Genomic DNA, 12623 nt, shown 5'->3' on the forward strand with positions numbered 1-12623 from the left:
CTGGATCTGGCCCAGACCGTACAGACGCAACGCGCGCACCAGGACCCGGTGGAGTTGCTGGACATGGGCCTGCTGCTGGAAGAAGTGCTGCTGGGATTGCGCGGGCAGATCATCGACCAACAGGCCCAGGTGGAGGTGGAGGTGGCCCAGGCCCCCGGCCTGTACTACAGCCGGGCCAACCTGCGCTCGGTCGTGCACAACCTGGTCAGCAACGCCCTCAAGTTCGCCCACCCCGCCCGCCCGCTTCGGCTGCGGCTGCGCACCTACCTCACGCCGCAGGGGCACCCGGCCCTGGAAGTAGCCGACAACGGCCTGGGCATGAACCTGCAGGATCCCTTCAACCCCGTCTTCCAGCTCTTCAGCCGCCAGCACCCGGCCATCGAGGGAACCGGGGTGGGCCTGTACCTGGTGCAGCGCATCGTGCGCAGCAACGGCGGGCAGGTGACGGTAACCAGCACCCTGCAGGAGGGCACCACGTTCACCATTCACTGGAAAAACTCGTAAGCCCTCCCGCCCGCATCTACCAGGGCAGGCGGGAGGCTTGTTGACCCGCAATCAGCTACGCGCGTATCATCTAATGATGAGCCGGTTTGCTCCTGCGGCACTTCGTCGTGGTTAGCCCTTCTCTGTTCACCCCCCTCCAGCGCATTCACAACCGTAAAAGACAATGCTCCATCACCTTATTTACATGAGCCGCGAGGCTCAACCGCTGCAGGAGCCCGAGCTCAAGCACCTTCTGGTGCAGGCTCAGCAGGCCAATGCTGCGCAGGGCATCACCGGCGTGCTGATCTATGGCGACCAGCAATTCATGCAGATTATCGAAGGCGAAGAGGCCAGCCTGGCCCGGCTGTACGCGAAGCTGTTGAACGACCCGCGCCATACCAGTGTGGTGAAGCTGGCGGACAAGCAGATCAGCCAGCGGAGTTTTGCTTCCTGGTCGATGGCCTTTCAGGTGGCCTCCCCCGAGGAGTTTCGCAAGCTTACGGCGTACACAGCGCCCGAACAGCTGGAATTGCAAAAACCTACGATGAGTGCGGCGGATGCCTTATTGCTGGAAATGATGCAATCCTTTGTTTTAAAGAAGTCTTCCTGAGCAGCGGATGAGTCAGTGCGCGCCAAAACTGCTAGCGCGCAATTTTCACTGTATTTTGCTTTTCACTGCCGCTGACCGAGTGAGCCTGGATTTGCTTTAAACATCCGCCATGGCTCCCAGAGGCGTTTGCTCGCCCCGTCCTCGAGGCCGGGGCTGCCGTCGCCGCGGGTCACGTCCGCGTCGGCCGAGCCCACCACCCGGCCGGTGGCCTTGTTGACCACCACGGCCTTGACGCCATCCGTGTCCAGGGCCGTGTTGCCGTTGCTGTTGTCGGCGAAGCGCACGCTCACGCGGCCCGTGGCCTTCAATGCCGCCGAGCAGGCTCCGAATACGTGCCATCGGAAAAATGGAAAAGAGGTGAGAAAAACGGCTGCTTCAGCGGCCTTGCTGCAGCCGGGGGCAGCCGCCCCGGTTGCGCCGATTCGTTTCGTTGCCCAGGCCGCGCCACAGGTGGGGCTCCACCGGTTACGGGCTCGGGCCCGAAGGGCTGGTCCGCTTCCGGAGCGTCGTCCCCCAGCAGGTGCACCCGGACCCGGCCGCCGCCGGCGGCCACCTCGTAGGTGTCGGCGTCCACCACCCGCTCCACCCGCAGCAGCTGCCAGACCGGGGAAGTCGGCAGCGTAACGGCGGCCGGGGCAGGGAGCAGCAGCCGGGCCAGCCGGCTGGCGCGCACCTGGGCCTGAGCCGACCAGTTACTGGTCAGCAGCATACTCGCCAGAAGTGCTCTGAATACCTGCATAGGCCGAACTTAGTACGGCATCGGGCTGGTTCGTATCTTCACTTTCCGATACTACCCCACGATACCCCGATATGCCCCAGGTCTGCGTATTTCCCAAGGACGTGGCCACGCTCACCGGCCACAGCAACGAGGGCGCCAAGCGCCTGCTCCAGCGCCTGCGCCGGCAGTTGGGCAAGCCCGCCGGCTCCTACGTGTCGGTAGGGGAGTTCTGCCGCTTCACCGGCCTGCCCGAGCAGGAGGTAGCCGCCGCCCTGCGATGAGGTGGTGGCCCTGGGGGCTGTTGGCCGTTCTGCTGCTGCTCGCCGGTCGCCCGGGGCTGGGCCAGCCCGCTCCGTTTCCAGCCAGTCCCCATCTGACCCGGGCACAGGCCCTGGCTGATCTGCAGCTGCTGCGTCAACTGCGCGAGCGGGCGCACGCCGGGACGTACAAATACCGTACGCGGGCCCAGCTCGACAGCGCGTACGCCGCGGCCAGCCGTCAGGTCGGGGAGGGCCTGAGCGTGCTGCAGCTCTACCGGCTGGTGGTCGGGCTCACGGATCTGGAAGGCAGCCTGCACAACGATACCGAACTGCCCGCGAAGCTGCAGCAGGCAGGCGAGCAGCAGCCGGCGTACTTTCCGTACCTGGTGCGCCTGGTGGCGGGCCGGCTGCGGCTGGACGACCGGCAGGGCCCCTGGCCGGTCGGCACCGAGCTGCTGACCATCAACGGGCAGGCGCTGCCGGAGCTGCAGGCCACGCTGGGGCGCTACTACACCACCGACGGTACCAATACCACCGGCCGCTACCCGGCGCTGGGGGAGCACTTTGCCCGGTTCTACCATGCCGCTTACGGCCCCCAGGATACGTTCCGGGTGGCCGTGCGGCTCCCGGGACACTCCGCGCCGGTCGTGCGGGCGCTGCCTGCCGTGCCGTATGCGGCCGTTGTGGCCCGCCGCCGGCAGCGGCACTCGCGCCTGCTCGACTCCCTGCAGCAGCCCGCCGCCAGCCGGCCGTACGGACTGCAGCTGCGCGGGGCGGCCGCCGTGCTCACCATCCGCTCGTTTGACATCGGCGACAACGCCCGCTCCGGAGCGCACCGGGCCTATGCTCTCTTCCTGGATTCGTGCTTCACCCTGATTCGCGACCGGCCGGCCATTGCCGCCGTTCTGGTCGATATCCGTGGCAACGGCGGCGGCTCCGACCCTAACGATCTGCTCACGTTCAGCTACCTGGCCCGTCAGCCGTTTCGGGAAAATACGTCGGCCTTCGTGCGCTGCCGCCGTCTGCCCGCCCGGGCGCACCAGCTCACGGAAAGCCGGGGCCTGGCCCGCTGGGTTGAGCAGCTGGCAGAAACCTGGGCGTTGCACCGGGAATTCGGGCCGGCCGATACGGCCGGCCGCCACTACCAGCGGGCCCGCTGGAACCCGGTGTGGCCGCCCAATGCCTTGCATACCACCAAACCCCTCTACCTGCTGGTGGATCAGGAAGTGGCTTCTGCCGCCTCCCTGTTTGCGGCCCTGGTGCGCGGCAATACCGAGGCGGTGGTCATCGGCACGGAAACCATCGGGGGGTACTACGGGCACACGGGCCATACCCCCGTCGCCTACCAGCTGCCGCACTCCGGCATCATCACCCGGTTTTCGCTGGTCGATCTGGAGCAGCAGGTGCTCCGGCGCGCTACGCAGCCAGTGGGCCGGGGCATCCTGCCCGACATAGAAGTAGTTCAGTCCTACGAAGATTATCTGCAGCACCAGGATACGCAGTTACAGACTGCCCTGCGGCTGCTGGAAGCGCAGGCAGCCTCCCGTCACGCCCGGTAGGGAGCCCGCCGGGCGGGCTGCGGTTTTGCCCTGGCCCCGGAATGATTTGTAAGTGCTTCCTTGCCGTTGAGTTCTCTGATTCCGCCCATGCTGCCCGTCTTCCGCCCCCTGCTGCTCACCGTCCTGCTGGCCGTGCTGGCGCTGCTGCTGGGCTTCGCCGTCAACTCTGCCGCCCCGCACCCGCCCACGGCGGCGCTGGTGGCCGGCCGTTGCACCCGCTTCTGCCACGACCACGCCTGCCCGCACGCAACGCCGGCCACCAGCCCGGCCTACTACCGGCTGCGCCCGCTCTACGGACTTACCATCCGCGTGCTGTCGGCCGGCGGGGGCGGGGCCGCCTACGTGCTGGCCAACCTGTTCGTGTTCCTGGTCGTCATCCCGCTGCTGCTGCTGCGCCTGACCTACGCCGTGCTGCGCGACGCCCGCGCCATCCGCCACCTCTCTCACTCCGTCCGTCCATGATCGGCTCCTTCTTCTCCCTGCTGCTGCGCCTGGGCCGGCTGGCCTACTGGTACTGCGTCGACTTCATGGTGAACCTGGCCAATCTCACCGGCACGAGCTACCCCGAGGCCAATACCTGGGTGCTGCTGCTGCTGATTCCGGGGCTGCTGGCCTTGCTGCTGTTGGTTCGCCTCTGGCAGCGCCGCCGTCTGCGGCAGCTGCGCGACCAGATTCGTGTTACCCCAGCCGCACTCAGATAATGCGGGGCCTGTACTGGCTATACCCAAACACCCCGACTCACTCAGTGGGCCGGGGTGTTTGGGTAGCACATACGCTGCCTGATCAGGCGGCCGACGATTCCACCGTGCAGATCGTATCGGCCGCTACCGGTGCGGGTGTGGGGGCGTCTTCCCAGATGCGGCGCATGGTCTGGTGCTGGAAGTCCTCCACGATTTTGGCGTACACGAGCGTGGTCTTGATGCTGGCGTGGCCGAGAATCTTCTGCAGCACTTCCACGGGCATGCCGCGCAGCAGACTCTGGGTGGCAAAGGTGTGGCGGGCCGTGTGCATGGTCACCAGCTCGTGCTTGGGCCGCATGGACTTTATCACCTGCCCGGCCCGTACCTCCACGACTTCCACGCCGGCCGTGACGCCGGCCAGCTGACAGATGCGTTTGAGGTAGCGGTTCATCACCTGGTTCTGGTAGACGGGCAGCAGGCGGGCGCCCGGGCCTTCGCGCTCGGGACCGGCGTATTTTTCCAGCAGGCTGGCGGCGGCGGCTGTCAGGTAGACGCTCACCCGGGTGCGGGTCTTGGTCTGGGTCAGGCGCAGCACCCGGCCCGAGCCATCGGGCAGGGCCTCCACGTTGCCGCCGTGCAGCTGCAGCACGTCGGAATAGCGCAGCCCGGTATAGCAGCAGAACAGAAATACATCCCGTACGGGCGCCAGCGTGGTAGGCAGCACCGTCACCCGCAGGCGCTCCAGCTCCGGCCCCGTGAGGTACACTTTCTCCGTGTCCTGACAGGCCACGCGCAGCTTGCGGGGCTCCACGCTCACCGTCAGGCCCCGTTCCTCGCGCAGGTAGCCGAAGAGGCGCCGCAGGTCCTTGCCCACGGTGTAGAGGGAATTGGGGCTGAGGGCCCGCTCGTGGCGCAGGTAGGCCAGCACCAGGTCGTGGGTGGCCAGGTCGTAGCCGCTGACCGTGAGCTTGCGGCCGGCCCACCGCTCGAAGTCGCGCAGCCAGTTGGCCGTGACCAGGTAGTGGCGCAGCGTGTTCCACATCAGCCCGCGCCGGCGCATGACCTCGCGGAAATCCATGATTTCCGCGACCACCAGCCGCTCGGGGGCGGGCGCGGGCGCCGGGGCCGGCCGCAGGGCGGCTTTCAGGCCGGCTACGGTAGGGGTCTGGCCGGCAGCGCGCACGGCGCGCCACCAAGCCAGCACGTCGGTGGCCATGCGGGCCAGTAGGGCGTTGGCGTCCTCGGCCAGCGGGTAGGAGCGCCGGAACTGTTGCCGCTCGGGGTTCCAGTCGGTGGGTTTACACTTTTCGCCGGTGGAGCAGGCCAGCCGGGCCCCGTCGAAATAGACGAGCAGGTACACGGGACAAGCTCCCGCTTTGTTTTGCTTCTGCTTACGCAGCACGAATTGGGTAACCATAAAGGGTAGCGTAGAGGGTAGCGTCGCTGCCGCCTTAAAGTGAAAGATTCGCGCCCGGAAGTACCAATTCCCCGAAACGCAAAAAACCCGGAAAACGCCTTTCTCGGTGCGAGAAAGCATTTTCCGGGTGCTTCGGTAGGGATAATGTGAGCCTCCTGTCGGGATCGAACCAACGACCTACTGATTACAAGTCAGTTGCTCTACCAGCTGAGCTAAGGAGGCGGGGAAGTGGTGCAAAAGTAGGCGGCTAAAGTCAAGGGGCCAAACTATCAGGCGGATTTTCTGTGCTCCTAAAACTAACTAACTGAATTTCCGCAAACTAAAAACACCTCCCCGCATTCGGCAAGGAGGTGTTTTATGAAAGAGACTATGACCAGGTTAGCTCCGGACGGCGCGCAGCTGACGCTTCAGGCCATCGATGCGGGCTTCGGCCTCGTCGATGCGGCCCTGGTACTCCTGGCGGAGCTGGCTGGCATTCTTGGAGCGGGCGAAGAATTCCAGGTTGGTTTTGAGCGTCGAAATGTCGTTTTCCAGCTCGTTGATTTCCCGGCGCAGGGTCTGCTCCTTCTTGTAAAGCAGCTGTTGCGAATCGGGAGACGCTTTCAGGCGCTCGACCTGCAGGCTGAAGAGCAGGTCGGTGCGGTCGGCGTAGGAGAGGTCGGGCACCTGGGTCAGGTACTGGTCCATCAGGGCCTGGAACCGCTCATCGGCCTGGCTGGCGTTGCGCGAGGCGGCTCCGTCGAAGGCGCGCCACTCGGCTACCTGCTGGCGGAAACCCTCCAGGGTGCCGGGCTGGTCGGCCGAAAGAGCGGCTACCGTTTCGCTTACCCGGCTCAAATGCTGGGTCTGCTCCTGGCTCAGCTGCTGGGCCTGGTGCTCGCGCTGGCGGCCTTCCTCTTTCTTGCGGTCAAAGAAGGCGTCGCAGGCCGTGCGGAACCGGTTCCAGACCTTATCCGACTGCTTTTCGGGGACCCGGCCGATGAGCTTCCAATCCTTCTGCAGGCGAATAACGGTCTGGCGGGCTTCCTCCCAATCGGGGTTCTGCAGGGCCGCTTCGGCCTGCTCGCACAGGTCCAGCTTGCGCTTGAGGTTGGTGCTCTTTTCCTCGTCGAGGGCCTTGAAAAACTGGTTTTTCTTCTGGAAAAAGCCCTTATAAGCGCCCCAGAACTGCTTGTTCATCTGTTCGGCCTTGTCGCGGGGCACGAGGCCGGCGGCATCCCAGGCTTCCTTGAGCTTCTGCAGCTCGTCGGTTTTGGCGCGCCACTCGTTCACGCGCTCCGTCTCGAAGTCGCCGAAAGGCAGCAGCTGCTCCAGCAGGGCCGTTTTGCGCTCCAGGTTGGCGTTTTCCTGGCTCTGGCGGGCCGAGAGGAACTCCTGCTTGCGGTTGTGCACCTGCTCGGAGGCCTGCAAAAAGCGCTGCCACAGGGTTTCGCGCTGCTCATTGGGCACGGGGCCGATGTGCTTCCACTCTTCGTGCAGCTGGCGCAGCTCCTGCAGGGCCTTATTGATGCTGCTCTGCTGGGCCAGGGCCTCGGCCCGCCCGATGAGGGCTTCCTTGGCTTCCTGATTGCGGCGGCGGTCCAGCTCCTTCATCTCGAAGAACAGGCCGCGGTTGTTGTAATAGATGTCGAGCAGGGCGTGGTAGCTGTTCCAGAGTTCCTGGGCCTCCTGCTGGGGCACCGGGCCGGTGGCTTTCCAGTCGTTCTGCAGGGCCTTGATGCGGGCCGAGCTGTCCTTGGTTTCGGCCGACTCCACCAGCTGACGCAGCTGGGAGAGCAGGTACTGCTTGTGGGCCAGGTTTTTGCCGCGCTGCTCGTCCTCGGCCTTGGCGTCGCGGGCCCGGGAGTCGCGGAATTCCTGGTAGGCTTTGGTCAGTTCGGCGTGGCCTTCGGGGCCGGCGTAGGAGAATTCCTCCTCCGCGCCGCCGCCCGCCAGAAACTGCTCCCGGCTGCTGGCGCGCTCGGTCTTGAGGGCCGTATCGTAGCGGCGGTAGAGGTCGGAAATGGACTTGCGGTTCTTGCGGGCCTGGGGGTGGCGCAGCAATTCCAGCAGGTGGGTGGTCTGGCCCGCCCGATCGAGTCCGTCGAAATCAACGGTGGGCGTGGCCGGCTCCGGGGTCGGGGCAGCTTCCGCAGTAGCGGGCGTAGTGGCGGCCGCGTCGGAGGAGGTCGGCAGCGAGCCCACCGTCGGTGCGTTTTCCAGCGCTTCGGCTACGGTTTCGGTGGGTGCCACGTCTACTACCGGCGTGACGTGCGGAGCCTCGGCTTCCGGCTGTTCGGCGGTGGGCTGGGCCTCGGGGGCTTCCGATTCCGGCTCCGCTTCGCCGTGGGGAATGGTGCCGTAGTGAGCCACGGCCCGGGCCTGGCTGGCCGAATGCACGTCGGGCGCGTCCGCGTTGTCGGGCAGGTGGGGTACGGATTCTGGCAGGGCCCCGGCTTCAGGCGAACCGGGCCCGGGCGTGGTGGCTTCAGTCGTGTCGGCGTCCGGTTCGGCGGTACCGGCGCCGGTGGGCTGGTCGGCGGGCAGGGGCGGGGTGCCCTGGACGGGGCGCTCGGTAATGTCTTCGGAAGCGGGGGCAGAAGCGGGGGAAGCCGGGCGGGCACTGAGCTCGGCCAGGCGGCGCTCCAGAATCTGCTGGGGCGACTCCGCCGGGGCGTTGGAATCCGTGGAGTTGGGGGTCGGTTGGTCGGGTTGCATATGCATCAGAAAGGAAGCCCCCGCGGCGGCGGCGGGGTGCTGGATGAGGCGAATTAGTTCAGGCGCGGGTCGGTGGGGTAGTTGGAGAGCATGCGGTAGCGGCCGCCTTTTTCCCGCAGGATGGCCTGCCAGAAGGCATCCGTAGTCAAAGTAAACACTTTCGCGGCAGCATTGGGGTGTACAATCCAGACATTTTCCCGCACTTCCTTCGCCAGCTGCCCCGCCGTCCAGCCCGAATAGCCCACGTACAGGCGCACGGCATCAGGGGAAAGCCGGCCCTGAAGGAGCTGGTCCAGCAGCTGGCCGAAGTCGCCGCCCCAGGCCACCGCCTCGCCCAGGGCCACGGCCTGGGGCAGGTCGGGGAGCCGGTGCAGGAAGTGCAGGGTGTCGGGCTGGACGGGGCCGCCGATGCCCAGGGGCAGGGCCGCGGCCAGCCCGTCCGCGCCGCCGGGCAGCTCCAGCACGTCGCTGAGCTGCAGGTTGGCGGGGCGGTTGAGCACCAGCCCGAACGAACCATCAGTCTCCGAGTGGGAGCAGAGCAGCACCACGGTGCGCTCGAAGTTCGGGTCGCCCAGAAAGGGCTGGGAAATGAGCAGACTACCAGGACGAAGACGCGGCATGGGGAGTCGGGATTTAGTGAGCGAAGGGTAGGGCGGCGCGAAGGGCGGAACCCGCTGCCGCCGCAGGCCGGTTCCTGCCTACGTTGGACGGACCGAAACGGGTTCCCCGCCGACGGGCATTGTGCTACCTTTGCCCGCGTGAGCTCCCCGCCATAAGTTGCCAGCAGGCGCACGTTGTGTAAACCAATCAGCCGGCGTATCGCTTGTAGGTGGCGACTCCTTTTAGCTCCATTCCGCTTATGAACGACCAGCAACTGGCCGATTTGCGCCAGACCTATTCCCAGCGTACCCTCACCGAGGCCGACGTGCTGCCCGGGCCGGTGGCCCAGTTCCGGCGCTGGCTCGAGGAAGCCCTGGAAGCCCGCCTCGACGAGCCCACGGCCATGAACCTGGCCACCGTGGACGCGGCCGGCCAGCCCGCCGCCCGCATCGTGCTGCTCAAGGGCCTGCCTAATGATGAAGGCTTCCTGTTTTTCACCAACTACGACTCGCGCAAGGGCCGGGAGCTGGCCACCAGTCCGCTGGCGGCCCTCACGTTTTTCTGGCCGGGGCTGGAGCGGCAGGTGCGCATTGAGGGCCGGGTGGAGAAAGTGCCCGAACCGGATTCCACCGCTTACTTCCAGAGCCGCCCGCGCAGCAGCCAGATCGGGGCCTGGGCCTCCCCCCAGAGCCAGCCCATTGCCAGCCGGGAGTTTCTCGAAGCCCGCGAGCAGGAGGTGGCCGCCCGCTTCGAGGGCCAGCAGCCGCTGCCGCGCCCCGAATTCTGGGGCGGCTACCTGCTGCGACCCCACCGGGTGGAGTTCTGGCAGGGCCGCCCCTCGCGCCTGCACGACCGCATCCTCTACGAGCACACCGCCGGCACCTGGAACCGCCATCGCCTGGCCCCCTGACTTATTAGTGCCTAGTGGGTAGTGCATAGGACTTAGTTTTTTGACAGTGGGCAGAATATCACACCTCAAAGATTTTATGGACCTATACATCGCCCACTAGGCAGCAGCTTGCCAAGCACGAAGCACTACCTACTAAACACTACATCTTGGCCGAAATTCAACCCCTGCGGGGCTGGCGCTACAGCCCTGCGCTAAGCCAGCAGATTGACCAGTACGTGTCGCCGCTCTTCGACGTGGTGTCGGCCCGGCAGCGGGAGGCGCTGTATCAGAACGCGCTCAACAGCATCCACCTCTCGGTGCCCCGGGGCGAGGACCCGGCCGGCGCGGCCCGGGCGCGGCTGCAGCAGTGGCAGCAGCAAGGCATTCTGCAACTCGATGAGCTGCCGGGCATTTACGCCTACTACCAGTACTTCCGCTTGCCCGGCAGCTCCCGCGAGTTCTGCCGCAAGGGCTTCATGTGCCACATCCGGGCCTACGACTGGGCCGAGAACGTGGTGCTGCGCCACGAAAACACGCTGCCCGCCGCCGTCAACGACCGGGCCGAGCTGCTGGCCCGCACCGAGTTCCAGACCAGCGCCACCCACGGCCTCTACCGCGACGAGGACTTCGAGCTGGAGGGCTACCTCGACGAGGCCATGCGCCACCCGCTCTACGAAACGGCGGAGGACTACCAGGGCGCCCGCGACGTGCTGGCCGTGATTCAGGACGCGCGCATCATCCGGCGGTTTCAGCAGGTACTGGCCGCCCGGCAGGTGATTCTGGCCGACGGCCACCACCGCTACGAGGGTTCCCTGGCCTACCGCCAGGCCCGGCGGGCGGCGGGCGGCGCTGCCTACACGGGCCGCGAAGCCTGGAACTTCCACCTGATGTACCTGACCAACGCCGCCGCCGACGACCTGCGCATTCTGCCCACCCACCGCCTGCTGCTGGAGTTGCCCGGCATCAACAGCCCGGCCGAGCTGCTGGCCCGGCTGGAACCCTACTTCACGGTGCTCACGCTGGAGGACCCCTACGACCTGCCCGAACGCATTGCCGGCAAGCCCTGGGCCTTCGGACTCTACCTGGGCGAGGGCGAGGTGTACAAAATCCGCCTCCGCCCCGAAGTGCACGCCCAACTCGACTGGCTGACTACGCCTGAGGTGAAGGCCCTGGACCTGACGGTGCTGCACTACTTCGTGCTGGAGCGGGTGCTGGGCATCGTCGGGCCCGAGGCCCAGCGCCAGTGGCCCGGGGTGGCCTACGTGCGCAACTTCCCCGAGTGTCTCACCCGCGTGGACCGGGGCGAGGCCCGGGCGGCCTTTATTACCAGTGAGGTGACGATGGCCGAGGTGGAGCGCGTGTGCCATTCCGGGGCCGTGATGCCGCCCAAATCCACCTTCTTCTTCCCCAAAACCATCGGAGGATTTCTGTTCAGCAGCATCCGCGAATCCGAAACCGAGGCCCCGTTCCTGTCCGTCTTTCACGTTTAAATCTGCCCGTCCGGCCCGACCCGCGGTGTTGCGCGCCGGGCCGGACGCTGCTGCCCGCTATGTCGTTACCTGCTCCTGATCCGATACCCGGCCGGCCCCGGCTGGTGCTGGCCTCCGGCTCGCCCCGCCGCCGCCAGCTGCTCACCGACCTGGGCCTGCGCTACGAAGTGCGCCTGCGCGAAGTCGAGGAATCCTTTCCCGCCACCCTGCGCCGGGCCGAAGTAGCCGAATACCTGGCCGCCCACAAAGCCGCCGCCTACGCCCCCGACCTGGCCCCCGACGAGCTGGTCATCACGGCCGATACCATCGTGTGCCTCGACGACGACGTGCTCAACAAGCCCGCCGACGAGGCCGAGGCCGTGGCCATGCTCCAGCGCCTGCAGGGCCGCGCCCACGAGGTGTATACCGGCGTGTGCCTGCGCTGCGCCGACGGCCGCCAGGTGATATTTTCCGACGAAACCCGGGTGCACTTCCGCCCGCTCACGGAATCCGAAATCACGCACTACGTCCGCCAGTACCAGCCGCTCGACAAGGCCGGGGCCTACGGCGCCCAGGACTGGATCGGGATGGTGGCCGTCACGCGGCTGGAAGGTTCCTACTTCAACGTGATGGGCCTGCCCGTGCACCGCGTGTGGGAAGAGCTGGCCAGACTGGGCGCCGTGGGCGTGTAGCTTCTCGGGCGTACCAAAACACCCCAGCCCGTCGTTGTGAGCGGTACTCAGTACGACGGGCTGGGGCGTTATCGGGTCAGGCGGGTTTTATTCGGCGCTGAGGCGCTGCAGCAAATCCTGCTGCACGGCCCGCCACTGGGCGAGCTGGCCCGAGGCCTGCCACAGCTCCTGCAGTTCCGACTTGGCGGACTGACCCAGCGCCGCCTGCACGGCCCGGCGGGCCAGGTCCGGGAGCTCGTCCTCGTCGCTCACGTCCAGCTCGTCGGTGGGGGCCAGCAGCTCGGGCGGAAAGGCCGGGGCGGGGCTGCCCCGCCAGGCGGCCACGATTTCGGCGGCGGCCAGGGCGGCGGCGGCGGCATCGCGCTCCAGGTAGCCTTCTTCTTCGGCGGCCGTTACCAGCACTTCTAGCAGCTGAACCTCACTCGGGTCGTCGGCAAAGTCAGCCAGAAAATCGGCCGCGTCATCGTTATCAAAGTTGTGCAAAGCCATCGGCGGGTTGGGGTTGGGGGAGTTGGCCGGGGTTCAGAACAAGAAGCCCCCAGCCCCGCA

At 66.5% G+C, this 12623-nt stretch carries 15 protein-coding genes and 1 tRNA gene; 9 read left to right on the top strand and 7 right to left on the bottom strand.

What is annotated here, in order from left to right:
* Both KLP40_RS03845 and KLP40_RS03850 read left to right on the top strand, forming a co-directional pair.
* On the top strand, positions 1–504 hold a 504-nt coding region (locus tag KLP40_RS03845), incomplete at its 5' end, for an ATP-binding protein (RefSeq protein WP_215592339.1).
* 163 nt (positions 505–667) lie between these two features.
* Positions 668–1093: a BLUF domain-containing protein gene (locus KLP40_RS03850; RefSeq protein WP_215592340.1), complete on the top strand. Its 426-nt coding sequence runs from the start codon at positions 668–670 to the stop codon at positions 1091–1093.
* 62 nt (positions 1094–1155) lie between these two features.
* Here KLP40_RS03850 and KLP40_RS03855 read toward each other — a convergent pair whose 3' ends face one another.
* On the bottom strand, positions 1156–1377 hold the full coding sequence (locus tag KLP40_RS03855) for a hypothetical protein (protein ID WP_215592341.1): 222 nt from the start codon (positions 1375–1377) through the stop codon (positions 1156–1158).
* Positions 1378–1397: 20 nt separating this feature from the next.
* On the bottom strand, positions 1398–1802 hold the full coding sequence (locus KLP40_RS03860) for a thermonuclease family protein (RefSeq protein ID WP_215592344.1): 405 nt from the start codon (positions 1800–1802) through the stop codon (positions 1398–1400).
* Positions 1803–1903: 101 nt separating this feature from the next.
* On the opposite strand from KLP40_RS03860, the gene KLP40_RS03865 reads away from it, so the two are divergent.
* From KLP40_RS03865 to KLP40_RS03880, 4 genes are all read left to right on the top strand, one after another.
* Positions 1904–2092: a hypothetical protein gene (locus KLP40_RS03865; protein WP_215592345.1), complete on the top strand. Its 189-nt coding sequence runs from the start codon at positions 1904–1906 to the stop codon at positions 2090–2092.
* Positions 2093–2112: 20 nt separating this feature from the next.
* On the top strand, positions 2113–3630 hold the full coding sequence (locus KLP40_RS03870) for a S41 family peptidase (RefSeq protein ID WP_215592346.1): 1518 nt from the start codon (positions 2113–2115) through the stop codon (positions 3628–3630).
* 87 nt (positions 3631–3717) lie between these two features.
* Positions 3718–4092 carry a hypothetical protein gene (locus KLP40_RS03875; protein ID WP_215592347.1) on the top strand — a complete coding sequence of 125 codons (375 nt, stop codon included), beginning with the start codon at positions 3718–3720 and terminating at the stop codon, positions 4090–4092.
* Complete coding sequence (locus tag KLP40_RS03880; RefSeq protein ID WP_215592348.1) at positions 4089–4331, top strand: hypothetical protein; 243 nt, start codon at positions 4089–4091, stop codon at positions 4329–4331. Before KLP40_RS03875 ends, KLP40_RS03880 begins: the two co-directional genes overlap by 4 nt.
* 82 nt (positions 4332–4413) lie before the next feature.
* Here KLP40_RS03880 and KLP40_RS03885 read toward each other — a convergent pair whose 3' ends face one another.
* The 4 genes from KLP40_RS03885 to KLP40_RS03900 form a co-directional block, all read right to left on the bottom strand.
* Positions 4414–5727: a tyrosine-type recombinase/integrase gene (locus KLP40_RS03885; protein ID WP_215592349.1), complete on the bottom strand. Its 1314-nt coding sequence runs from the start codon at positions 5725–5727 to the stop codon at positions 4414–4416.
* 149 nt (positions 5728–5876) lie between these two features.
* Positions 5877–5949 (bottom strand) — tRNA-Thr (locus KLP40_RS03890).
* A gap of 156 nt (positions 5950–6105) precedes the next feature.
* Positions 6106–8424, bottom strand: a complete 2319-nt coding sequence (locus KLP40_RS03895) for a DUF349 domain-containing protein (protein WP_215592351.1) — start codon at positions 8422–8424, stop codon at positions 6106–6108.
* 53 nt (positions 8425–8477) lie between these two features.
* Complete coding sequence (locus tag KLP40_RS03900) at positions 8478–9044, bottom strand: YqgE/AlgH family protein (protein WP_215592352.1); 567 nt, start codon at positions 9042–9044, stop codon at positions 8478–8480.
* A 239-nt stretch (positions 9045–9283) separates the two neighbouring features.
* Here KLP40_RS03900 and pdxH point away from each other — a divergent pair, with 239 nt between their 5' ends.
* The 3 genes from pdxH (at position 9284) to KLP40_RS03915 (ending at position 12074) form a co-directional block, all read left to right on the top strand.
* A complete protein-coding gene (gene pdxH, locus KLP40_RS03905) occupies positions 9284–9934 on the top strand; it encodes a pyridoxamine 5'-phosphate oxidase (protein WP_215592353.1) in 651 nt (216 codons plus the stop codon).
* Positions 9935–10080: 146 nt separating this feature from the next.
* Entirely contained in the window at positions 10081–11403 is a 1323-nt protein-coding gene (locus tag KLP40_RS03910) for a DUF1015 domain-containing protein (RefSeq protein WP_215592354.1), read from the top strand.
* A 59-nt stretch (positions 11404–11462) separates the two neighbouring features.
* Entirely contained in the window at positions 11463–12074 is a 612-nt protein-coding gene (locus KLP40_RS03915) for a Maf family nucleotide pyrophosphatase (protein WP_215592356.1), read from the top strand.
* An 87-nt stretch (positions 12075–12161) separates the two neighbouring features.
* Here KLP40_RS03915 and KLP40_RS03920 read toward each other — a convergent pair whose 3' ends face one another.
* On the bottom strand, positions 12162–12563 hold the full coding sequence (locus KLP40_RS03920; protein WP_215592357.1) for a DUF4259 domain-containing protein: 402 nt from the start codon (positions 12561–12563) through the stop codon (positions 12162–12164).
* Positions 12564–12623: the final 60 nt, after the last annotated feature.

The organism is Hymenobacter piscis, assembly GCF_018760735.1.
GTDB classification, from domain to species: domain Bacteria; phylum Bacteroidota; class Bacteroidia; order Cytophagales; family Hymenobacteraceae; genus Hymenobacter; species Hymenobacter piscis.

What these genes read in the sequence shown, in the direction of transcription:
- KLP40_RS03850 (WP_215592340.1), top strand. Translation starts at nt 668, where the DNA reads ATGCTCCATCACCTTATTTACATGAGCCGCGAGGCTCAACCGCTGCAG.
- KLP40_RS03860 (WP_215592344.1), bottom strand. Translation starts at nt 1,802, where the DNA reads ATGCTGCTGACCAGTAACTGGTCGGCTCAGGCCCAGGTGCGCGCCAGC.
- KLP40_RS03865 (WP_215592345.1), top strand. Translation starts at nt 1,904, where the DNA reads ATGCCCCAGGTCTGCGTATTTCCCAAGGACGTGGCCACGCTCACCGGC.
- KLP40_RS03875 (WP_215592347.1), top strand. Translation starts at nt 3,718, where the DNA reads ATGCTGCCCGTCTTCCGCCCCCTGCTGCTCACCGTCCTGCTGGCCGTG.
- KLP40_RS03880 (WP_215592348.1), top strand. Translation starts at nt 4,089, where the DNA reads ATGATCGGCTCCTTCTTCTCCCTGCTGCTGCGCCTGGGCCGGCTGGCC.
- KLP40_RS03885 (WP_215592349.1), bottom strand. Translation starts at nt 5,727, where the DNA reads ATGGTTACCCAATTCGTGCTGCGTAAGCAGAAGCAAAACAAAGCGGGA.
- KLP40_RS03895 (WP_215592351.1), bottom strand. Translation starts at nt 8,424, where the DNA reads ATGCAACCCGACCAACCGACCCCCAACTCCACGGATTCCAACGCCCCG.
- KLP40_RS03900 (WP_215592352.1), bottom strand. Translation starts at nt 9,044, where the DNA reads ATGCCGCGTCTTCGTCCTGGTAGTCTGCTCATTTCCCAGCCCTTTCTG.
- pdxH (WP_215592353.1), top strand. Translation starts at nt 9,284, where the DNA reads ATGAACGACCAGCAACTGGCCGATTTGCGCCAGACCTATTCCCAGCGT.
- KLP40_RS03915 (WP_215592356.1), top strand. Translation starts at nt 11,463, where the DNA reads ATGTCGTTACCTGCTCCTGATCCGATACCCGGCCGGCCCCGGCTGGTG.
- KLP40_RS03920 (WP_215592357.1), bottom strand. Translation starts at nt 12,563, where the DNA reads ATGGCTTTGCACAACTTTGATAACGATGACGCGGCCGATTTTCTGGCT.